The organism is Streptomyces barringtoniae (assembly GCF_020819595.1).
Taxonomy (GTDB): Bacteria; Actinomycetota; Actinomycetes; order Streptomycetales; family Streptomycetaceae; genus Streptomyces; species Streptomyces barringtoniae.
In genome coordinates this window covers 386,918-407,368 of sequence record NZ_JAJHNP010000006.1, presented here as the reverse complement: position 1 = coordinate 407,368, position 20,451 = coordinate 386,918, and the positions used below count along the sequence as shown (strand labels likewise).

At 72.2% G+C, this 20,451-nt stretch carries 17 protein-coding genes; 8 read left to right on the top strand and 9 right to left on the bottom strand.

Annotated elements, in window-relative coordinates; genetic code table 11:
- Position 1 precedes the first annotated feature (1 nt).
- From LMU33_RS13445 to LMU33_RS13435, 3 genes are read right to left on the bottom strand one after another with little or no spacing between them, the layout of a single operon-like run.
- Complete coding sequence (locus LMU33_RS13445; RefSeq protein WP_228620371.1) at positions 2-1,324, bottom strand: GH1 family beta-glucosidase; 1,323 nt, start codon at positions 1,322-1,324, stop codon at positions 2-4.
- A gap of 57 nt (positions 1,325-1,381) precedes the next feature.
- Positions 1,382-1,648 carry a protealysin inhibitor emfourin gene (locus LMU33_RS13440; protein WP_228620369.1) on the bottom strand — a complete coding sequence of 89 codons (267 nt, stop codon included), beginning with the start codon at positions 1,646-1,648 and terminating at the stop codon, positions 1,382-1,384.
- A 37-nt stretch (positions 1,649-1,685) separates the two neighbouring features.
- Complete coding sequence (locus tag LMU33_RS13435; RefSeq protein WP_228620367.1) at positions 1,686-2,756, bottom strand: M4 family metallopeptidase; 1,071 nt, start codon at positions 2,754-2,756, stop codon at positions 1,686-1,688.
- A 358-nt stretch (positions 2,757-3,114) separates the two neighbouring features.
- On the opposite strand from LMU33_RS13435, the gene leuA reads away from it, so the two are divergent.
- The 6 genes from leuA (at position 3,115) to LMU33_RS13405 (ending at position 11,143) form a co-directional block, all read left to right on the top strand.
- Complete coding sequence (gene leuA, locus LMU33_RS13430; RefSeq protein WP_228620365.1) at positions 3,115-4,836, top strand: 2-isopropylmalate synthase; 1,722 nt, start codon at positions 3,115-3,117, stop codon at positions 4,834-4,836.
- Positions 4,837-5,021: 185 nt separating this feature from the next.
- Positions 5,022-5,717, top strand: coding sequence for a TerB family tellurite resistance protein (locus LMU33_RS13425; RefSeq protein ID WP_228620363.1), 696 nt, complete (start codon positions 5,022-5,024; stop codon positions 5,715-5,717).
- Between the two features lie 217 nt (positions 5,718-5,934).
- Positions 5,935-8,004 carry an MMPL family transporter gene (locus LMU33_RS13420; protein ID WP_228620361.1) on the top strand — a complete coding sequence of 690 codons (2,070 nt, stop codon included), beginning with the start codon at positions 5,935-5,937 and terminating at the stop codon, positions 8,002-8,004.
- A gap of 39 nt (positions 8,005-8,043) precedes the next feature.
- Complete coding sequence (locus LMU33_RS13415; RefSeq protein ID WP_228620510.1) at positions 8,044-9,237, top strand: sensor histidine kinase; 1,194 nt, start codon at positions 8,044-8,046, stop codon at positions 9,235-9,237.
- A complete protein-coding gene (locus tag LMU33_RS13410; protein WP_228620359.1) occupies positions 9,234-9,899 on the top strand; it encodes a response regulator transcription factor in 666 nt (221 codons plus the stop codon). The genes LMU33_RS13415 and LMU33_RS13410 overlap by 4 nt, the downstream gene beginning before the upstream one ends.
- Positions 9,896-11,143: a sialidase family protein gene (locus LMU33_RS13405; protein WP_228620357.1), complete on the top strand. Its 1,248-nt coding sequence runs from the start codon at positions 9,896-9,898 to the stop codon at positions 11,141-11,143. The genes LMU33_RS13410 and LMU33_RS13405 overlap by 4 nt, the downstream gene beginning before the upstream one ends.
- An 11-nt stretch (positions 11,144-11,154) precedes the next feature.
- Here LMU33_RS13405 and LMU33_RS13400 read toward each other — a convergent pair whose 3' ends face one another.
- Genes LMU33_RS13400 through LMU33_RS13380 form a run of 5 tightly spaced genes read right to left on the bottom strand, consistent with a single transcriptional unit; the run spans position 11,155 to position 17,637 of the window.
- Positions 11,155-12,081, bottom strand: coding sequence for a dihydrodipicolinate synthase family protein (locus LMU33_RS13400; protein WP_228620355.1), 927 nt, complete (start codon positions 12,079-12,081; stop codon positions 11,155-11,157).
- A gap of 1 nt (position 12,082) precedes the next feature.
- A complete protein-coding gene (locus tag LMU33_RS13395; protein ID WP_228620353.1) occupies positions 12,083-13,087 on the bottom strand; it encodes an oligopeptide/dipeptide ABC transporter ATP-binding protein in 1,005 nt (334 codons plus the stop codon).
- Entirely contained in the window at positions 13,084-15,042 is a 1,959-nt protein-coding gene (locus LMU33_RS13390; protein ID WP_228620351.1) for a dipeptide/oligopeptide/nickel ABC transporter permease/ATP-binding protein, read from the bottom strand. The genes LMU33_RS13395 and LMU33_RS13390 overlap by 4 nt, the downstream gene beginning before the upstream one ends.
- Complete coding sequence (locus LMU33_RS13385; protein ID WP_228620350.1) at positions 15,042-15,998, bottom strand: ABC transporter permease; 957 nt, start codon at positions 15,996-15,998, stop codon at positions 15,042-15,044. The genes LMU33_RS13390 and LMU33_RS13385 overlap by 1 nt, the downstream gene beginning before the upstream one ends.
- Before the next feature lie 4 nt (positions 15,999-16,002).
- Positions 16,003-17,637 (bottom strand): ABC transporter substrate-binding protein, encoded by a 1,635-nt coding sequence (locus LMU33_RS13380; RefSeq protein ID WP_228620348.1) that lies wholly within the window; start codon positions 17,635-17,637, stop codon positions 16,003-16,005.
- A 454-nt stretch (positions 17,638-18,091) separates the two neighbouring features.
- Between LMU33_RS13380 and LMU33_RS13375 the strand changes: the two genes are divergently transcribed.
- Positions 18,092-18,280 (top strand): hypothetical protein, encoded by a 189-nt coding sequence (locus LMU33_RS13375; protein WP_249813774.1) that lies wholly within the window; start codon positions 18,092-18,094, stop codon positions 18,278-18,280.
- Here LMU33_RS13375 and LMU33_RS13370 read toward each other — a convergent pair.
- Positions 18,277-19,584: an AMP-binding protein gene (locus LMU33_RS13370; protein WP_228620343.1), complete on the bottom strand. Its 1,308-nt coding sequence runs from the start codon at positions 19,582-19,584 to the stop codon at positions 18,277-18,279. The two genes, LMU33_RS13375 and LMU33_RS13370, sit on opposite strands and share 4 nt — an antisense overlap.
- Before the next feature lie 101 nt (positions 19,585-19,685).
- Between LMU33_RS13370 and recO the strand changes: the two genes are divergently transcribed.
- Positions 19,686-20,432: a DNA repair protein RecO gene (gene recO, locus LMU33_RS13365; protein WP_228620341.1), complete on the top strand. Its 747-nt coding sequence runs from the start codon at positions 19,686-19,688 to the stop codon at positions 20,430-20,432.
- The last annotated feature ends 19 nt before the right edge of the window (positions 20,433-20,451 follow it).

The following is a 20,451-nucleotide window of genomic DNA, read 5'->3' as shown; positions in this document are numbered from 1 at the left end:
GTCATCTCTGCGCCCGGAGCACGTCCCGGAACCAGTGGTAGGAGGCCTTGGGCGTGCGCTGCAGCGTGTCGTGGTCGACGTGCACCAGGCCGAAGCGCCGCTGATAGCCCTCGGCCCACTCGAAGTTGTCCATGAGGGACCACACGAAGTAGCCGCGCACGTCGACGCCCGCCTCCAGCGCGGTGTGCAGGGCGCGGATGTGGCAGTCCAGGTAGGCGATGCGGTCCTGGTCGTCGAGGCCGTCGTAGGAGCAGCCGTTCTCGGTGATGACGATCGGCGGGAGCCTGTCGCCGTAGGTCTCGCGGAAGCCGCACAGCAGCTCGGTGAGGCCTTCGGGGACGACCGGCCAGCCGAAGTCGGTCACCGGGCGGCCCTCGATCTCCCGGACGGAGAAGGGCAGTTCGGCGGGCAGCGCCAGACCGCCGTACTCGCTGTCGGTGCCGCCGGGGGCTCCCACCCGGGTCGGCGCGTAGTAGTTGATCCCGTACCAGTCGACCGGTTCGGCGATGACCTTCAGGTCCGCCGCGACGTCCCCCGGCATCAGCTCGCCCATGCCGTCCGGGTATTCACCGAGGATGACCGGCTCGGCGAAGAGGCGGTTGAGCAGGACGTCGTAGAAGCCGGCCGCCGCCACGTCCGCCGGTTCGGCGGAGGCGGGCCAGGTGGGGCCGTGGGAGTTGGCGATGCCGATGTCCGTCGCCCCGGCCGCGCGCAGGGCCCGTACCGCGAGACCGTGGGCGAGGAGCTGGTGGTGGGCGACCGGGAGCGCGTCGAAGAGGAGCTGCCTGCCGGGCGCGTGGGCGCCGATGGCGTGGCCCAGGAGGGTGTGTTCGGCTGGTTCGTTGAGGGTGATCCACTTGGTGACGCGGTCGCCGAGCCGCTCGGCCACCACGGAGACATACCCGGCGAACCGTTCCGCCGTGTCCCGCTCCAGCCAGTCCAGGGAGGCGGGCAGGTCCCAGTGGAAGAGGGTGGGCACGGGGCGTACGCCCGCCGCGCACAGCTCGTCCACCAGGCGGTCGTAGAAGTCCAGGCCGCCGGGGGAGTTGACCCGGGGCCAGGAGACGGAGAAGCGGTACGCGTCCACGCCGAGGCCGGCGAGGAGGGCCACGTCCTCCTGGTGGCGGTGGTAGTGGTCGCAGGCCACCGCCGCCGTCGAAGCGTCCTTCACCCGCCCGGGTTCGGCCGTGAACACGTCCCACACGGATTGCTCGCGCTCCTCGGCCGCCCCCTCGATCTGATGGGCCGAGGTCGAGACACCCCACAGGAAGCCGTCCGGGAAACGGGGTGTCGGGGGCGTCGGGTCGCCTGCGTCAGTCGCCATGCCCGGATCATCCTTACCCCCGGTAACGTAAGTCAACGCCCCGGCGGGAACCGGCGCTCACGCCCCTTCGTTCAGCACCCGGGACACCAACTCCCGGATTTCCTCGGTGAGTCGGGGGTCGGCCGCGTAGACCGTGCGGCCGTCCACGGTGATCTCGTACTGGAAGCCGTCGGGCACGCCGGCCGGTGGGGTCCCCCGGCCGGACGCGAGGACCCGCTCGGCCAGGGCGTGCCACGCAGGGGCGTCGGACCGGCCCGAGGTGTCCACCTCGGCCCGGCGCTCGATGCCCGCGAACCCGCCCGTGCGCCTCACCTGAATCCGCATGGGCTCAGTGTCGCAGTACGACAGCCGCGTCGCCGTGCTACAGCGTCCGCACCCCGACCTGTTCCCACGCCTTCTGTACGGCCTGGAGCTCGTCCCCGGCGCCGTACCGCTCCCGCGCCGCCTTCACCGTCAGCGTGGCGAAGTCGGCGAACTGGGCGTCCTGCTTCAGCCCGCCGCCGGTGAGCACGTCGTACCAGACCTGCCCGGCCTTCTCCCAGGAGTGCCCTCCGATCGCCGTGGCGACCAGGTAGAAGGCGTGGTTGGGGATGCCCGAGTTGATGTGCACGCCGCCGTTGTCGCGGCCGGTGCGGACATAGTGGTCCATGGTCGCCGGCTGCGGGTCCTTGCCGAGGTTCGGGTCGTCGTACGCCGTGCCCGGGGCCTTCATCGAGCGCAGTGCGGTGCCGTGGACGTGCGGGGCGAGCAGGCCGGCGCCGATCAGCCAGTCGGCCTCGGCGGCGGTCTGGCCGAGGGTGTACTGCTTGATCAGCGAGCCGAAGACGTCGGAGACCGACTCGTTGAGCGCGCCGGACTGCCCGAAGTACTCCAGGTTCGCGGTGTGCTGGGTGACGCCGTGGGTCAGCTCGTGGCCGATGACGTCGACCGGGATGGTGAAGTCCAGGAAGATCTCGCCGTCGCCGTCGCCGAACACCATCTGCTCGCCGTTCCAGAAGGCGTTGTCGTAGTTCTGGTCGTAGTGGACGGTGGCGTCCAGCGGCAGCCCGTGGTCGTCGATGGAGTGCCGGCCGTACGCCTTCAGGTACAGCTCGAAGGTGGCGCCGAGGCCCGCGTAGGCGCGGTTGACGGTGGCGTCCGAGACCGGGTCGGAACCCTCCGCGCGGACCTCGGTGCCGGGCAGGTCCTGGGTGTGGTGGGCGTCGTAGATCGTGCGGTGCGGCTGGTCGGCGGCGGCGCCCGCGGGCGCGGCGACGGAGGGTGCACCGATGACCGTGGTCAGGCGGCGCTTGGTGCGCTGGTAGGCGTCGTGCTCCAGGGACCGGCGGGCCGGGCCGGAGAGCGCGGAGTCCTCGGCCTGCGCGAGCCTGTCGAGGACGTGCGGCGGCACGATCGTGCAGAAGACGGGCTGGAAGCCCCCGTTGGTCGTCATGCCCCGCACCATCGCACTGTGTGACGCCGCTGTCACTAACGGCCACCATGATTGGTGAAATACCAGGACAGGAAGGCATCGCTTCGTGACGCTGTGGTACGGACGCTGTGGCGCGGCGCACTATTTATCCACTTTCTAGTGGGTTTATAGGTGCGGTCCCGCATACTGGGACACGCCCCCCGCGCCGGGGCGGCTCGGCTAGGCTGCGGAGCATCATGCGTTTCGGGCTGCTTCTCCTTAGCTGCCGCGGCGAGGGCCTGTAGACAAGGCCGACTCCCTCCCCGCGGAGCTTGGTGTTGCGTCGTCGGCCGTCCACCGGACCCGCCCACCCGCGGAACCTTCGAGGAGCCACGCAGACATGGCCAACCGCCAGCAGCCCAGTTCCATGCCGATCCACAAGTACGGTCGCTACGAACAGGTGGACATCCCGGACCGCACCTGGCCGGAGCAGCGCATCACCGTCGCCCCCCGCTGGCTCTCCACCGACCTGCGCGACGGCAACCAGGCCCTGATCGACCCGATGTCGCCCGAGCGCAAGCGCCGGATGTTCGACCAGCTGGTGAAGATGGGCTACAAGGAGATCGAGGTCGGCTTCCCCGCCTCCGGCCAGACCGACTTCGACTTCGTGCGCTCGATCATCGAGGAAGAGGGCGCGATCCCCGACGACGTCACGATCTCCGTACTGACCCAGGCCCGCGAGGACCTGATCGAGCGGACCGTGGAGTCCCTGAAGGGCGCCAAGCGCGCCACCGTCCACCTGTACAACGCGACGGCTCCCGTGTTCCGCCGGGTGGTGTTCCGCGGCTCCAAGGACGACATCAAGCAGATCGCCGTCGACGGCACCCGCCTGGTGATGGAGTACGCCGAGAAGCTGCTGGGCCCGGAGACCGAGTTCGGCTACCAGTACAGCCCGGAGATCTTCACCGACACCGAGCTGGACTTCGCGCTGGAGGTCTGCGAGGCGGTCATGGACGTCTACCAGCCGGGCCCGGGCCGCGAGATCATCCTCAACCTGCCCGCCACGGTGGAGCGTTCGACCCCGTCCACGCACGCGGACCGCTTCGAGTGGATGCACCGCAACCTGACCCGCCGCGAGTACGTCTGCCTGTCCGTCCACCCGCACAACGACCGCGGTACGGCCGTGGCGGCGGCCGAGCTGGCCCTGATGGCCGGCGCCGACCGCGTCGAGGGCTGCCTGTTCGGGCAGGGCGAGCGCACCGGCAACGTCGACCTGGTCACCCTCGGCATGAACCTGTTCTCGCAGGGCGTCGACCCGCAGATCGACTTCTCCGACATCGACGAGATCCGTCGCACGTGGGAGTACTGCAACCAGATGGAGGTCCACCCGCGCCACCCGTACGTGGGCGACCTGGTCTACACGTCCTTCTCCGGCTCCCACCAGGACGCCATCAAGAAGGGCTTCGACGCCATGGAGGCCGACGCGGCGGCTCGCGGGGTCACGGTCGACGACATCGAGTGGGCGGTGCCGTACCTGCCGATCGACCCCAAGGACGTCGGCCGCTCCTACGAGGCCGTCATCCGCGTCAACTCGCAGTCCGGCAAGGGCGGTATCTCCTACGTCCTGAAGAACGACCACAAGCTGGACCTGCCGCGCCGGATGCAGATCGAGTTCTCGAAGCTGATCCAGGCCAAGACGGACGCCGAGGGCGGCGAGATCACGCCGAAGGAGATCTGGGCGGTCTTCCAGGACGAGTACCTGCCGAACCCGCAGAACCCGTGGGGCCGCATCCAGGTCAGGACGGGCCAGTCGACCACGGACACCGACGGCGTGGACACGCTCACGGTCGAGGCGACGGTCGACGGCGAGGACACCGTCCTGACCGGCTCCGGCAACGGTCCGATCTCGGCCTTCTTCGACGCCCTGGAGTCCGTCGGCGTCGACGTACGCCTGCTGGACTACCAGGAGCACACGATGAGCGAGGGCGCCTCCGCGCAGGCCGCCTCCTACATCGAATGCGCGATCGACGGCAAGGTCCTGTGGGGGATCGGCATCGACGCGAACACGACGCGTGCCTCGCTGAAGGCGGTCGTCTCCGCGGTCAACCGCGCCGCCCGCTGACCCGCTCTGACCGGGAGTTTCGGGGCCCCGGCCGCTGTGTACGGCGGCCGGGGCCCCGGCTGTTCTCGGCCATGGGGCCGGTCAGGTCACAGAAAGGTCTCTTACGGGGTACTGACTCAGCCTTGGTGATGTGGCTAACATCACGCCAGCGCCGCGATGTTGCGGCGTCGTTACGGAGGTGCGACGTGCTGCCAGTACGGGGACGAGACGGCCGTGCCACCAGGGCTGTGCGCATTCTGGGCAGCCGCACCGCATGGACACCCGTCGGGGACGGCGAGTTCTTCTGCCCCGGCTGCGGAGGCGACCGCAACTACCAACGGCTCACCGGCCGCCGCAGGCTCACCCTGCTCGGCGTCCCCCTGCTGCCGCGCGGCACCGCGGGCCCGGTCGTGGAGTGCGCCGCCTGCCGCCACCACTACGGCACGGACGTCCTCGACCATCCCACCACACGCCGCTTCTCCGCGATGCTCCGCGACGCCGTGCACACCGTCGCCCTCGCCGTGCTCGCCGCGGGCGGCACCTCCTCCCGCGCGGCCCTGGAGACGGCCGCCGGTGCCGTGCGCGCGGCCGGCTTCGACGGCTGCACCGAGGAACAGCTGTCCGCCCTGGTCGAGGCCCTCGAAGCCGACACCGGCCGGGTCCTGGGCGCCGAGTGCGGCACCAGCCTGACCATAGAGCTGCACGAGGCCCTGGACCCCCTCGCCCCGCACCTCGCCCCCGCCGGCCGCGAGTCCCTCCTCCTCCAGGCCGCCCGCATCGCCCTCGCCGACGGCCCCTACACCCCCGCCGAACGCGACGCCCTCACCACGGTCGGCGCGGCCCTGACGATCCGCGCCGACGACGTGACCCGCCTACTGGCGGCGGCGCGCACACCGTCCTGACCGCGCGGGGTGCGAACCAGCCCGGCGTCGCGGGTCGCAGGGTGTGCGGGGGCCGGGGTGTGCCGGGGCCGGGTACTCCCCGGGGAGTAGTCGGGTCGCCGGGTCACCCCGCGCAGTACCGTCGAACTCGCTCCCGCGTCCGACGATCGGCGTCCCTTTCGCCGGAAGTCTGGAAGCCGTATCCAGACATCCACAGCGGAGGGGAGGCCCGATTTCCATGGGGGCCGCGAAGTCACGGAGGACCAGGGGGCTGCCCTGGCTGGTGGTCGGGCTGTGGGCGGTGCTGCTGGCCGTCGCCGGGCCGTTCGCCGCCAAGCTGGGCGACGTCCAGCACGACCGGGCCACCGACTACCTGCCGGCGTCCGCCGACTCCACCCAGGCCGCCAAGCTGGAAGACCGGCTGCCCGGCGGCGAGACCACCGAGCTGGTCCTCGTCTACCACCGGGCCACCGGTCTCACCGCCGCCGACCGGGCCACGGCAGGGACCCAGGTCGCCGGGATCGCCCACCGGCACCGTCTGACCGGGGGCACCCCGCACGGCATTCCGTCCGCCGACGGCACCACCCTCATCTACCCGGTCACCAGCAACGAGCCCGGCACGGACGAGAAGAAGCGGAACACCTTCGTCGACGACGTCCGTCAAGTCGCCCGCGACCAGGGCGGGTTGAGTGTGACGGTGGGCGGCCCGGCCGCGCTCGCCACCGACGCCTCCGGGGTGTACGCCTCGCTCGGCGGCCCCCTGCTCTACACCACGGTCGCCGTCGTCGCGCTCCTGCTCATCCTCATCTACCGCAGCCCCCTGCTGTGGCTCGTCCCCCTCCTCGTCGCCGGCCTCGCCGACTTCCTCGCCCGCGCCGCCGCCTACGGCCTCAACCAGGCCTTCGGCACCACCGTCTCCGGCCAGAGCGCCGGCATCATGACCATCCTCGTCTTCGGCGCCGGCACCGACTACGCCCTCCTGCTCGTCTCCCGCCACCGCGAGGAACTCCGCCGGCACGAGCGCCCGTACGACGCGATGCGCGCCGCCCTGCGCGGCTGCGGGCCCGCCGTCCTCGCCTCCTCCGGCACGGTCGCCGCCGGACTGCTCTGCCTGCTCGCCGCCGACCTCAACTCCAGCCGCGGCATGGGCCCGCTCGGCACGGTCGGCGTGCTGTGCGCGCTCGCCGCGATGCTGACCCTGCTCCCCGCCGTCCTCGTCCTCCTCGGCCGCCGTGTCTTCTGGCCGCTCGTCCCGGCGTACGGCAGCACACCCAAGGCCCGCCGGTCCCTGTTCGCGGCGATGGGCTCCTCCGCCGGGCGCCGCCCCCTGACCGTCCTGGCCTCCGGCGCCGTCCTGCTCGGCACGCTCGCGCTGGGCACCCTGAACCTGCCCGGCGCGATCAAGCAGCTGGACACCTTCGTGCACCGGCCCGAGTCCGTGACCGCCATGGAAACCGTCGCCAAGGCCTACCCCGAGCGGTCCGCGCAGCCCATCGAGGTCATCACCCCGGCCGGCCGAGCCGACAACACCCTCGCGGCCGTCAGGGGCACCAGGGGAGTGGCGGACGCCCGCGAGGTCCGCACCGGCGGCGGCTGGACCGAGATCACGGTGACCGCGTCCGCCCCGCCCCAGTCCGCCGCCGAGACCGCCACCATCGAGGCGCTCCGGCACCGGCTGCCCGGCTCCCACGTCGGCGGGCCCAGCGCCCAGCAACTCGACCTGAGGGACACAGGCGCCCGCGACCGCCTGGTCGTCGTCCCGCTCGTCCTCGCCTCCGTCCTGCTGATCCTGATCGTCCTGCTGCGCTCCCTGGTCGCCCCGTTGCTCCTGGTCGCCGCCGTCGTCGCCGTGTGGGGCGCCGCCCTCGGCCTCGGCGGGCTCGCCTTCGGGCCGCTGTTCGGCCTTCCCGGCACCGACCCCGGTCTCGGCCTGCTGTCCTTCGTCTTCGTGGTCGCCCTCGGCGTCGACTACGGCATCTTCCTGATGCACCGGATGCGGGAGGAGTCGGTCAAGGGCGCCGAACCGGCGGCGGCCGCGCTGATCGCCCTGCGCACCACCGGCGGCGTCATCGCCTCCGCCGGACTGGTGCTCGCCGCCACCTTCGCGGTGCTGACGAACATGGGCCTGGTCCCGCTGGTGGAGCTGGGCTTCGTCATCGCCGTCGGCGTCCTGCTGGACACCTTCCTCGTCCGCACCTACCTGGTGACCAGCGCGAGCGTCGCCCTCGGGCGCTGGGTGTGGTGGCCGGGCCGGCTGTCCCGCCCGGCGCCGGACGCCGACCGGACGCCGGAGCCGGTGAGCGCGTAGCGGAAGATGAATCCCGTGCAGGCAACCGTCACGAACCCCGTGCAGGCGACGATCACCGCGTCCCGGCCCGGCCGGACCCTCGCGTCCCTGGATCCCCTGCGGCAGGACGCGCTCCTGGCCGCCGCGCTCGCCGCGCTCGCCTCCGGCATCGCCGTCACCGTCGGCAGCGGCCGGCACCCGGACGCGCTCGGCTGGGCTCTGCTGCTCGGCCTGCACGTCCCGCTGGCCTGGCGCCGACGGGCCCCGTTCACCGTGCTGGCCGTCATGATCACGCTGATCGCGGCCTACCACCAGCTGGACTACAACCACTCGGCGCCCACCGCCGCCTCGATGGTCGTCCTCTACACGGTGGCGGTGAGCAGCGGCCCCCGGCGCACGGCCCTCATCGGCGGTGCCGTCGTCGTGCTGATGCTGCTGCTGAAGATCGACGAGGGCGTGGCCGGGCTCACGGTGAGCTTCCAGATCACCGGCTGGGTGGTGTCCATGCTGGTCCTCGGCGGCTACATCCGCGTCCACCGCGAGAACGCCGCCGCCGCCGTGGAACGCGCCGAACGCGCCGAGCGCACCCGCGAGGAGGAGGCCCGGCGCCGGGTCGCCGAGGAACGCCTGCGCATCGCCCGCGACCTGCACGACCTGCTCGCCCACACCATCACCCTCATCGGCGTGCAGACCTCGGTCGCCGCACACGTGCTGGAGGCCGACCCCGAGCGCCTGGACCGCACGGCCGTCGCGAAGGCCCTCGACGACATCGCCGGGACCTGCCGCACGGCCCGCGGTGAACTCCGTACGACCCTCGAGGTGCTGCGCGACCCCGGCACCCCGGACGCCGCCCGCGGCCCGCTGCCCGGCCTCGAGGGCCTCGCCGAACTCGCGAAGTCGGCGGCCGCAACGGTGGAGCTGACCGTGCGGGCCGACGGGGTGCCGCCGGCCGTCGGCGCCGCCGCCTACCGGATCGTGCAGGAGGCGCTCACCAACGCGGTACGGCACGGCGGCCGCACCGACCTGACCGTGCGCGTGGGCGTGTACGAGGAGCAGGGCGGCCTGTGCGTCCGGGTCACCGACAACGGGGTGGGCGGCGCCGGTGACGGTCCGCCCGGCTTCGGGCTCGTCGGGATGCGGGAGCGGGCCCGCAGCGTCGGCGGCACGGTCGACGCCGGACCGCGCTCCGACGGCCGGGGCTACGAGGTGAGCGCCGTACTGCCGCTGGGGGAGAGCGCGGGGGGCCAGGGATGATCCGGGTACTGCTCGCCGACGACCAGACCCTGGTGCGGGCCGCGTTCGCGATGCTCGTGGAGTCGGCGCCGGACATGGAGGTCGTCGGGCAGGCCGGCACCGGCCGCGAGGCCGTCGACCTCGCCCGCGCCGAGCGCGCCGACGTCGTGCTGATGGACATCCGCATGCCCGGTCTGGACGGCATCGAGGCGACCCGGCTGATCGCCGCCCACGAGGACCTCGCCGGGGTCAGGGTCCTGGTGCTCACCACCTACGACACCGACGAGCACGTGGTGGAGGCGCTGCGGGCCGGTGCCTCCGGATTCCTGGTCAAGGACACCCGCCCGGCCGACCTCCTCGACGCGATCCGCACGGTCGCGGCGGGCGAGGCGCTGCTCTCACCGGGGCCCACGGCACGCCTGATCGAGCGGTTCCTGCGCAGCCCGTCCGCCCCCGTCACGGGCGGCCCCGAGTGCCTGTCGGACCGGGAGCGGGAGGTGCTGACCCTGGTCGCGCGCGGCCTCAACAACGCCGAGATCGCCGAGGCGTTGGGGCTGAGCCCGCTCACCGCCAAGACCCACGTCAGCCGGATCATGGGCAAGCTCGGCGCCCGGGACCGCGCCCAGCTGGTGATCGTCGGCTACGAATCGGGGCTGGTGGTTCCTGGCAGCATGGGCGGGTGACACCGAAGAGCCGCACCCTGCTCACCGCCCTCGCGCTCCTCGCCTCGCTCACCGCCTGCCTCGCCACGACGGCCTCCGCCCGGGCGACCCCCATGACCGGTGGGGCGGCCCGGGAGACACCCGCCCGCGCCAGGTCCGCACACGCCCGCCACGGACAAGCCGGCCCCGGCTGCACCTCGTCGGTGCCGTACGTCTCCGGTCGGGGCGGCTACGCCGCCTACCGCATCCCCGCGGTCGTGGAGACCCGGTACGGCACCGTGCTGGCCTTCGCCGAGGGCCGGCGGGACGGCTTCGGCGACAGCGGTGACATCGATGTCGTCCTGCGCCGCTCCACCGACGGCGGCTGCACCTGGGGCCCGCTGACGGTCGTGGCCGCCGGAGACGGGGACACCCGCGGCAACCCGGCGCCGGTGGTGGACCCGCGCACCGGAGCCGTCGTCCTGGTCACCTGTGCCAACAGCGGGCGTGCGACGGAGGAACAGATCCAGCGAGGTGAGGCGGACCGCAGGGTGTTCGTGCAGCGCAGCTGGGACGACGGCCGGCACTTCACACCCCCGGCGGACATCACGGCCCAGGTGAAGCGGCCCGGCTGGCGCTGGTACGCCACCGGTCCCGGCCACGCCGTCGCCCTCACCCGGGGCCCCCACGCCGGCCGCCTGCTCGTCCCCGCCAACCACTCCGTCGCCCCGCCCGACGGTTCCTCCGGCCCCGGATCCCGGTACGACGGCGGGCACGCGCTCTACAGCGACGACGGCGGCCGCACCTGGCACCTCGGCTTCGTGACCGACACCCGCGACGGCGTGACCAACGTCAACGAGACGACCGCCGCCCAACTCTCCGACGGCAGGCTCTACTTCAACGCCCGCGACCAGTACGGCACCGCCCCCGGCAACCGCCTGGACACCTACTCCGGCGACGGCGGCGCCACCCTCGACCGCCCCTACGCCGTCCAGGCCACCCTGAACGACGTCCCGGTCGTCCAGGGCAGCCTCCTCCAACTCCCCGGCCGGAAAGCCCCGTTGCTGTTCTCCGGCCCTTCCGTGCCGACCGCCCGCCGCGCCCTGGCGATCTGGTCCAGCACGGACTGCGGCCACACCTTCACCAGGCTGCTCACCCTCTCGGACCGCCCGGCCGCCTACTCCGACCTGGTCCAGCTCGGCCGCGACACGATCGGCGTCCTGTACGAGACGGGCACCACCCACAGCTACGAGACCCTGGAGTTCCGCAGACTGACCCTGAGCTGAGCCGGAAGGGACTACAGCAACCCCGCCGCCGCCAGGAACTTGCCGACCCTCTCGGCCTCCTCGCCCGACAGCGGCACCTGCGGCTCCGCCGTCACGGGGCAGTCGATGACGCCCCGCAGATGCAGCGCGGCCTTGAACGCGCCCAGCGCCGACGAGCTGCCGCCCATCCGCGCCGGATCCCCGACCGTGACCATCCCGAACAGCGCGCACAGCCGTTCCTGCTCCGCCCGCGCCCCCTCCCAGTCACCGGCGCGGCACAGCCGGTACAGCCGGACGTACCCGTGCGGGTCGACGTTGGCCAGCCCCGGCACCGCCCCGTCGGCACCCAGCGCCAGCGCGGAGTCCGTGATCAGCTCCGAGCCGGTCAGCACGCTGAACCCGGGGTGCGCGCGGGAGCCGGTGACGATCTCGCGGAAGGCGGCCAGGTCCCCGCTGGAGTCCTTGACCCCGGCCAGCACCCGGTCGGCGGCGAGACCCAGCACCACGTCGGCGGGGAGCTTGGTGTGCACGGCGACGGGGATGTCGTAGGCGATGACCGGCACCGTGGATGCGGCGGCGATCCGGCGGTAGTGGTGGACGATCTCGGAGCGGTGGGTGCGGGCGTAGAACGGCGCGGTGACGACGACGGCCTGCGCGCCCGCCGCCGTCACGGCCGTGACATGGTCCAGGACGCGCGGCGTGGTCATGTCGATGGCGCCGGCGAGGACCGGCAACTGACCGCCCACATGGGCCACCACCGCCTCCACCACCTGCCTGCGCTGCCGGTCGGTCAGGAACGCGGCCTCGGACGTGGACCCGAGCAGGAACAGCCCGTGCACCCCGCCCTCCACCAGGTGGTCGACCAGCCTGAGCAGCGAGCGGACGTCCACCTCGCGCTCCGGTGTCAGGGGCGTGCAGACGGGCGGGACGACACCGGTGAGCGGGGTGGGGAAAGGCATGTCAGGTCTCCTGGCGTGCTGGGTCGCGGGTCGATTCCTCCTCCTCGACAGGATGGTGGCACCGGTAGCGGTGTCCGGGCCGTGACGCGGCCGAGAAGTCCGGCATCGCCTCGGCACACAACCCGTCCGCCTTCCAGCAGCGGGTGCGGAACGGGCAGCCGCTGGGCGGCCGGGTCGCCGAGGGCACCGGACCGGTCAGCGGGATCGGGTCGATGGGGTCCAGCAGGCCGGGCGTGGCCGAGAACAGGGCCCGGGTGTAGGGGTGCCGGGCGGCGTCGGTGACCCGGCCGGCCGGGGTCTCCTCCACGATCCGGCCCAGGTACATGGTGATCACCCGGTCGCTCATCCGCCGTACCGTCTGGATGTCGTGCGAGACGAACACCAGGGCCAGACCGAGGCGCTCCTTCAGGTCCAGCAGGAGGTTCAGGATCTGAGCGCGCACCGACACGTCCAGGGCGCTGGTCGGCTCGTCGGCGACCACCAGCGCCGGGTCCAGGGCGAGGGCGCGGGCGATGGCGACGCGCTGCCGCTGCCCGCCGGAGAGCTGCCCGGGCAGCGCGTCGGCCAGCGCCCGGGGCAGCCCGACCAGGGCCATCAACTCCCGTACCCGCTCCTCCCGTTCGGCCCTGGTCCCGCGGTCGTGGACGTCCAGCGGATCGCGCAGGATCCGCCGCACGGTCAGCCGCCGGTTGAGCGCGGTCGACGGGTCCTGGAAGACCATCCCGACGCCCGCGCCGACCGTGGCCCGGCGCTCGGCGGGCGGCATCGTCCACAGGTCCCGGCCCTGGAACGCCACCGTGCCCGGCACCGGCCGCTGGATGCCCACCAGCACCCGCGCCAGCGTCGACTTCCCGCACCCCGACTCGCCGACCACGCCCACCGTCTCCCCGGCGGCCACGGAGAGGTCGGCGCCGGTCAGGGCGTACACCCGGTCACGGCGCAGCAGCCCGCCGCTGCGGGCCCTGTGCACGACATGGGCGTCCTGGACGTCGACGACGGCGTTCACCGGAGAGCCTCCTCGACGGGTACGGCCGGATGATGGCAGGCGGCCGTGTGGGTGGCCGTACCTGCCAGGAGGGGAGCCTGGGCGTGGCACACCTCGCTCGCCAGGGGGCAGCGGTCGGCGAAGCGGCAGCCCGCCGGGAAGTCGGCCGGGGCCGGTACGACCCCCTTGATCTGCGTCATCCGCTCCTCGGCCGACTCCAGCGAGAGCACGCTGCCGAGCAGTCCGCGTGTGTAGTGGTGGGCCGGCGCCGCCACCAGGTCGGCGGTCACCCCGCTCTCCACGATCTGCCCGCCGTACATCACCACCACCCGGTCGGTGACGTCGGCGACCAGCGCCAGGTCGTGCGAGACCAGGATCAGCGCGAACCCCAGCTCCTCGCGCAGCCGCAGCAGCAGCTCCATCACCTGGGCCTGCACGGTGACGTCCAGGGCGGTCGTCGGCTCGTCGGCGACGATCAGCCGCGGCTCACGGGAGAGCGCCATGGCGATGAGCACGCGCTGGCGCTGCCCGCCGGACAGCTCGTGCGGATAGCTGCGCAGGGTGCGCTCGGGGTCCAGGCCGACCAGCTCCATGAGCTCGCCCGGACTGCGCCGGCCCCCGCGCCGGACGAGCTGTTTCAGCTGCGCGCGGATGGTCATCGCCGGGTTCAGCGAGGACAGGGCGTCCTGGTAGACCATCGCCATCTCGTGGCCGAGCAGCCGCCGCCTGGACCGCATCGGCTCGGCGAGCAGGTCCCGCTGCCGGAACCGCACCTGGCCGCCGATGCGCGCGTCCCTCGGCTGCAGTCCCATGACGGTGAGCGCGGTCAGCGACTTCCCGCAGCCCGACTCGCCCACCAGGCCGAGCACTTCACCGGGGTACACCTCGAAGCCGACTCCGGCGACGATGTCCACGCCCCGGTGCCGCTCCGGGAAGCCGATGGTGAGGTTCTCCACGGCGAGCACCGGCTGCCCGCTCCGGTCGGGCAGCGGCCGGGCCCGGGACCGCAGCCGCCGCGCGGCCTCGGTCAGTCCGGGCAGCTGGAGCACCTCACCGGGCTCCGCCTTCTCCAACCGGTCCTGGGCGGCTTCCGTTTCGCGGGCGGCCGGTGCCGCCCACGCGTCGGACACGCCCTCGGAGAGGATGTTCAGCGACAGCACGGTCAGCAGGATCAGCAGCCCGGGGAAGACGGTCGCCCACCAGCCGCCGGTCAGCACCATGTTCTTGCCGTCGGCGATGACACTGCCCCAGGACGGGTCCGGGGGCCGCACCCCGGCGCCGATGAAGGACAGCGACGCCTCGAACACGATCGCCTCGGCGACCTGGACCGTGCAGAACACCAGCACCGGGGCGGCGCAGTTCACCGCCACGTGCCGGGCCACGATGTGGGGCGTACGGGCGCCGATCACCCGTTCCGCGGTGACGTAGTCCTCGCCGTACTGGTCGAGGACGTTGGCCCGCACCACCCGCGCCACCGGCGGTGTGAACAGGAAGGCGATGGCGCAGATCAGCACGCCGATCCCCCCGCCGAAGACCGCGACCAGCACGGCCGCGAGCGCGATCCCCGGGAACGCCATCACCACGTCCAGGCAGCGCATCAGCGTCTCGTCGACCGCCTTGCGGGAGGTGGCGGCCACCGCCCCGGCGACGGCCCCCACGACCAGCGCGAGCGCCGTCGCTCCCAGCCCGATCGCCAGCGACCACCGGGCGCCGTACATCAGCCGGCTCAGGATGTCCCGGCCGAGGCTGTCCTGCCCGAGCCAGTGCGCGGCGGACGGATGCCCGCTACCGCCGGCCGGGTCCTGCTGGTCCAGCGGATCGTCGGGGGCGAGCAGCGGGGCGAGTACGGCGACGAGGACGACGAGGACCAGGAAGCAGACGGCGGCCTTCGACAGCAGCGGCAGCCGGCGCCAGCCCCGCAGCCGCACGCCACCGGGCCGGGAGAGCCGCTCGGCAAGACTCGCACGCGTGACCATCAGCCCTCCCTCAGACGTGGGTTGACCAGCAGATACAGGATGTCGATGACGAGATTGACGACGACGAACCCGGTGGCGGTCGTCAGCACCACCCCCTGCACCACCGCCGGGTCGCCGTTCTGCACGGCGTCGATCATCAGCTTGCCCATGCCCGGCAGCGAGAAGATCGTCTCGATGACGACGGCTCCGCCGAGGAGGTAACCGACCCGCAGTCCGAGCACGGTCAGCGGATTGACCAGGGCGTTGCGCAGGACGTTGCGCCCGACGACGACCCGCGGTGGCAGCCCGCTCCCGATCGCGGTCCGCACGTAGTCCTTGTCCAGTTCCTCCACCACCGACGTCCGTACGATCCTCGTCAGCTGGGCGGCGACCGGCAGGGAGAGGGCGAAGGCGGGCAGCGCCATGGTCTTCAGCCAGCCGGTGACCGAGTCGGCCGGGTTGATGTAGCCGCCGGTCGGGAACCAGCCCCGGTCCACCGCCAGGTACTGGATCATCAGCAGCGCCAGCCAGAAGCCGGGCGCGGCCACCCCGACCAGCGAGACCACCCGGATGACCTGGTCCGGGATCCGGTCCCGGTACACGGCCGCGGTGACGCCACCCGCCAGCGCCAGCACCACCGCGAGGCCGAGGCCGAGGAAGGTCAGCTGGAGGGTGAGCGGCAGCGCGGTGGTGACCTGGTCGACCACCGGTGCCCGGGTCAGGGCACTGGTGCCGAGGTCGCCGTGGAGCAGATCGCCGACGAAGTGGACGTACCGGACGGGGAGCGGATCGAGCAGGCCGTTTCGTTCGCGGAAGTCGTGCAGCTGCTGCGGGGTCGGGTTGGCGCCCTGGAAGAACGCGGACGCGGGATCGACGTCCGAGAACCGCATCACCAGGAACACGAACAGCACGATCCCCAGCATCAGCGGCACGAGCAGCGCGATACGGCGGAGCAGGATCCGTACGACGGCCGTCATACCGTCAGACCCACTTGGCCTGGAGGAGATTGATGCCGGGGTAGGGCTGCGCCCTTATGCCCGTGAGCTTCCGGGGATCCCAGGCGGTCATCAGCTCGTTGTGGACGACCGGGTACAGCACGGCCTGCTCGGCGACGACGTCGATGTAGTCCTGGATGATCGCCTTCTTCTTCTCCGGATCCGGCTCCCGGGTCGCCCGGTCCATGTCCTTGAAGAGCTGCTTGGCGACGGGGTCGCCGGCCCACCGGGTGTACCCCATCCACAGGTTCTGCGGCCCGTAGTTGTAGTGCATGATCAGGTCGGCGTCGAGCCCGAACTGATTGGGATTGGAAGCAGCGGCGACGACCTGGTAGTCCTGCTTCTGGTCCATCTTGGTGAACACGGCCGTGGTCTCCTGCGGCGCCAGCGTCGTCTCCACGCCGATCGCGTCCCAGGAGGACTTGACGGTCGGCAGACAGTCCACGATCCAACTGACGTTCACGGCAAGGATGTTCACTTTGAGGTTGCCGACCCCGGCGGCTCGCAGCAGGGCCTTCGCCTTCTCGGGGTCGTAGTCGTAGACGGTCCTGGCCCGCCGGTAGGAGGGGTTGCCCTCGTTCAGGAACGAGGAGGCGGGCTTCCCGTGCCCCCTGAGGGCGACCTGCACCATCTTCTCGGTGTCGATGGCGTAGTGCAGCGCCTGCCGCACCCGCACGTCGTCGAAGGGCTTGTGCTGGGTGTTGAACATCAGGAACAGGTTGTTCATCCCGGCGCCGCCGGCGACCTTGAGCCCGCCCTGCTCCAGCCGCGCGATGTTGGCGTACGGGATGTTGTCGGCGATCTGCGCCCCGGCGTCGGCGCCGGAGATCTTCGCGACGCGGGGAGCGGCATCGACGATGGTCAGCCAGTTCATCCGTTTGAAGGCGGGCGGGCGCGGCCCGTTGTAGCCGGCGTACGCCTCGAACGTGGTGTTGGACTTCGGATGGTGCGCGGTCTGCCGGTACGGCCCCGAGCCGACGGCCAGCCCCTTGACGGCGTCGTCCCAGGCGCGGGGCCTGGAGAAGACGTGCTTCGGCATGATCTTGGCGAGGGTGAGCCGGGAAAGACCGTCGGGGAAGGGGAACTTGAGCACGAGCTCGACGGTGCGCGAGTCGACTTTGCGGGCGCGGCCCAGCCAGCTTGCGAAGAAGCCCTTGGCGAGGGTCGGGGTCTTCGGGTCGAGGATCCGGTCGAAGACGAACACGACGTCGTCGGCGGTGACGGGCTTGCCGTCGTGGAAGGTCGCGCCGGAGCGGAGGGTGAACCGCCAGGTGGTGGCGTTGGCGTCTCCGGGTACCTCGGTGGCGAGTGCCGGATACGGCACCCGGGTGATCGGATCGGTGTCCAGCAGCCCCTCGTAGACATGGTTGTTGGCGGCCATGCAGAACGCCGACGCCGTCTGCGTCGGATCCCAGCTGCCGTCGTTGCCGTAGCCGATCACGGCGGTGAGCGTCCGGTCCTTGCCGCTGCCGCCGCTCCCGGTGTCGTTGGTGGACTCCGGTCCGGCGGAGCAGCCCGCCAGCACGGGCGGCAGAACGGCGGCCGCGCCCAGCGCGCCGGTGTACTTGAGGAACGACCGGCGGCGCGGTGCCGGTACGTCGGGGTTCACGTCGTCGCGCACGGGTCCTCCAGCAAGTCGTCGGGGGAGGGAGGGGAGGAGGGGTGGGAGATACGACGTCCTACGTCCTACGTCCGGTCGGTAGCGCGACCATAGGAGGGGGCGTGGGGGCGGTCAAGACGGCGCACACGAATGGGCTAGCTGCCAGAGGTCGGCACCAGTGGCGACGCGGCGGGCGGTTTGTCCGCTGCCTTGCGAGAGCCGTCGGCCATGGCCAACACCCCTGAGCCGGCCCGCAGTTGCAGGGCGCGGACGCCGGCCGAGTGGAGTGGCAGAGAGTCACCTGTGGTGTGCGAAGAGTGAAAACTGGCAAGAGAGGGGAGCGGATGGCCGGAACCGAAGAGGCGGAGGAGACCTTGAAGGAATTGCGGTCGGCTCTCGAACGGCGGCTTGCGAGGGCCATGGCGGCGGGGTTCTCGCGGTGAGGCCCCCCGCGCTCCCGGCCGGCAGTCATGCCGTGGACACCCGTACCGGGCGGGTCGGGATCGTCATGGGGCACGTGGGCCCGTACCTTCAGCTCAGACCTTACGGCGGAGGCAGGGAGTGGGACGCCGACCCCTCGGCCGTGCGGCCCGCCACCGCCGCCGAGCGGCTGAGCGCGGCGACCGCCTGTGCCGACGCCCGCAGCCGTGGGGAGGTCCCCTAGCCGGCCACGACCAGGTTGCCCTCGGGGGTCAGACGGGCCAGGTCTCCGGTGCGGTGGAAGCCGTCGGCGGTGAACGCGCGGGCGTCGAGGTCGGGGGAGCGGTAGTAGCCGCGCACGGTGTACGGGCCCCGGACGAGGAGTTCGCCGGTCTCGCCCTCGGGGGCGTCGATGCGGATCTCGTCGGCAGGGGAGAGCGGACGGCCCTGGGTGGTGAGGACCACCTCCCGTGGGTCGTCCGGGCGGGTGGCGGTGAGCGGCCCCTCCGCCCTGCCGTACACCCGCTGGAGCCGGCAGCCGAAACCGGGCTCGATCCGGGCGGCGAGGGTCTGGTCGAGGTGGGCACCGCCGATCTGCGTCACCCGCAGCGAGTCCAGGTCGGCCTTGGTGTCGTCCAGGGCGTCCAGCCAGAGGGCGGCGGCGCCGGGCGACAGCGAGGTGACCGTCACCCGTTCCTGTGCGATCGCGCGGAAGGCCGCGGCCGGCGCCGGGTCGTCGAGCAGGACCACGGTGCCGCCCACCGCCAGCGTGCCGAGGACGCCGGGGCAGCCGAGGGTGAGGGCGAAGTCCGCGGGCGGCACCGCCAGATAGACGTCCTCGGGCCCTAGGGCGAGTGGTTCGGCGGCGGCGCGGAGCTGGCAGGCGTAGTCGTCGTGGGTGCGGGCGACGAGCTTCGGCGGTGTCGTCGTATCGCCCGACGGCAGGAGGAACGCCACGTGGGAGGCGTCCAGGCGGCGGTCCGGCAGGGGGGCCTCGTCCACCGTGTGCAGCGGGAAGGCGAGGGCCCCGCCCGGCAGCATCGAGAAGCCGCCCGTCTGCTCGCCGGGCGGGGCGAGGCTGAAGATGCGGCGCAGCGATGTCGAGCGGGCGGAGATCCGGGCGGCCATCGCCGCGTGGCCGACGCCGTGGTGCACGGTCGGACCGGCGTAACCGACGGCCTCGGTCGCGGCGACCAGGTGGGCGATCTCCGTCTCCCGGTGGGCCGGCGGCGAGAGCACGGGGATCGCCCCGGCCCGCATCAGCGCGAACACCGTGACGACGAACTCCGGGGTGTGCGGCAGCTGCACCACGACCCGCTTGCCGGGCTCGACACCGCGCAGCCGCAGACCGGCTGCCATCCGGCTCACCCGGCGGTCCAGCTGGAAGTACGTCAGCCGGGTCGTGCCGTGCACGAGCGCGGTGCGCGGGCCGTGCTCGCGCGCCCGGTCGTGCAGCAGCTCGGGCAGGGGGCGGCCCTGCCAGTGGCCGGCGCGGCGGTAGGCGAGGGCGGTGTCCTCGGGCCAGGGAGTGAAGCCGTCGAGCGGCACGGGCTGCACCTTCTTCCACATTTCGCGTCGCGTTCACTGCCTGCCTTCAACATATTGTTTAAGGTGCTCTGCGGGGGAGCGCTTGGGCGAGAATGGTGCGCATGAGTCTGTTCCGCGACGACGGCATCGTGCTGCGCACCCAGAAGCTGGGCGAGGCGGACCGGATCATCACGCTGCTCACGCGCGGTCACGGGCGGGTGCGGGCCGTGGCCCGGGGAGTGCGGCGGACCAAGTCGAAGTTCGGGGCCCGGCTGGAGCCCTTCTCCCACGTCGACGTGCAGTTCTTCGCGCGCGGGAGCGAACTGGTCGGGCGGGGGCTGCCCCTGTGCACGCAGAGTGAGACCATCGCGCCGTACGGTGGCGGGATCGTCACCGACTACGCGCGGTACACCGCCGGGACGGCGATGCTGGAGACCGCCGAGCGGTTCACCGACCACGAGGGGGAGCCCGCGGTGCAGCAGTATCTGCTGCTCGTCGGTGCCCTGCGGACGCTGGCCCGGGGCGAGCACGCACCCCACCTCGTCCTCGACGCCTTCCTGCTCCGCTCCCTCGCCGTCAACGGCTACGCCCCGAGTTTCAGTGACTGCGCGAAGTGCGGGATGCCCGGTCCGAACCGGTTCTTCTCCGTGGCCTCCGGTGGTTCCGTCTGCGCCGACTGCCGGGTGCCCGGCAGCGTCGTACCGTCGCCGCAGACCCTGCTGCTCCTCGGGGCGCTGCTTACGGGAGACTGGGAGACGGCGGACGCGTGCGAGGCGCGGTACGTCCGGGAGGGCAGCGGGCTGGTGTCCGCCTACCTGCACTGGCATCTGGAGCGCGGGCTGCGTTCGCTCAGGTACGTCGAGAAGTAACGCTCGGATACGTCGAGAA

What these genes read in the sequence shown, in the direction of transcription:
- LMU33_RS13400 (WP_228620355.1), bottom strand. Translation starts at nt 12,081, where the DNA reads ATGCCTTTCCCCACCCCGCTCACCGGTGTCGTCCCGCCCGTCTGCACG.
- LMU33_RS13440 (WP_228620369.1), bottom strand. Translation starts at nt 1,648, where the DNA reads ATGCGGATTCAGGTGAGGCGCACGGGCGGGTTCGCGGGCATCGAGCGC.
- LMU33_RS13420 (WP_228620361.1), top strand. Translation starts at nt 5,935, where the DNA reads ATGGGGGCCGCGAAGTCACGGAGGACCAGGGGGCTGCCCTGGCTGGTG.
- leuA (WP_228620365.1), top strand. Translation starts at nt 3,115, where the DNA reads ATGGCCAACCGCCAGCAGCCCAGTTCCATGCCGATCCACAAGTACGGT.
- recO (WP_228620341.1), top strand. Translation starts at nt 19,686, where the DNA reads ATGAGTCTGTTCCGCGACGACGGCATCGTGCTGCGCACCCAGAAGCTG.
- LMU33_RS13390 (WP_228620351.1), bottom strand. Translation starts at nt 15,042, where the DNA reads ATGGTCACGCGTGCGAGTCTTGCCGAGCGGCTCTCCCGGCCCGGTGGC.
- LMU33_RS13385 (WP_228620350.1), bottom strand. Translation starts at nt 15,998, where the DNA reads ATGACGGCCGTCGTACGGATCCTGCTCCGCCGTATCGCGCTGCTCGTG.
- LMU33_RS13410 (WP_228620359.1), top strand. Translation starts at nt 9,234, where the DNA reads ATGATCCGGGTACTGCTCGCCGACGACCAGACCCTGGTGCGGGCCGCG.
- LMU33_RS13435 (WP_228620367.1), bottom strand. Translation starts at nt 2,756, where the DNA reads ATGACGACCAACGGGGGCTTCCAGCCCGTCTTCTGCACGATCGTGCCG.
- LMU33_RS13445 (WP_228620371.1), bottom strand. Translation starts at nt 1,324, where the DNA reads ATGGCGACTGACGCAGGCGACCCGACGCCCCCGACACCCCGTTTCCCG.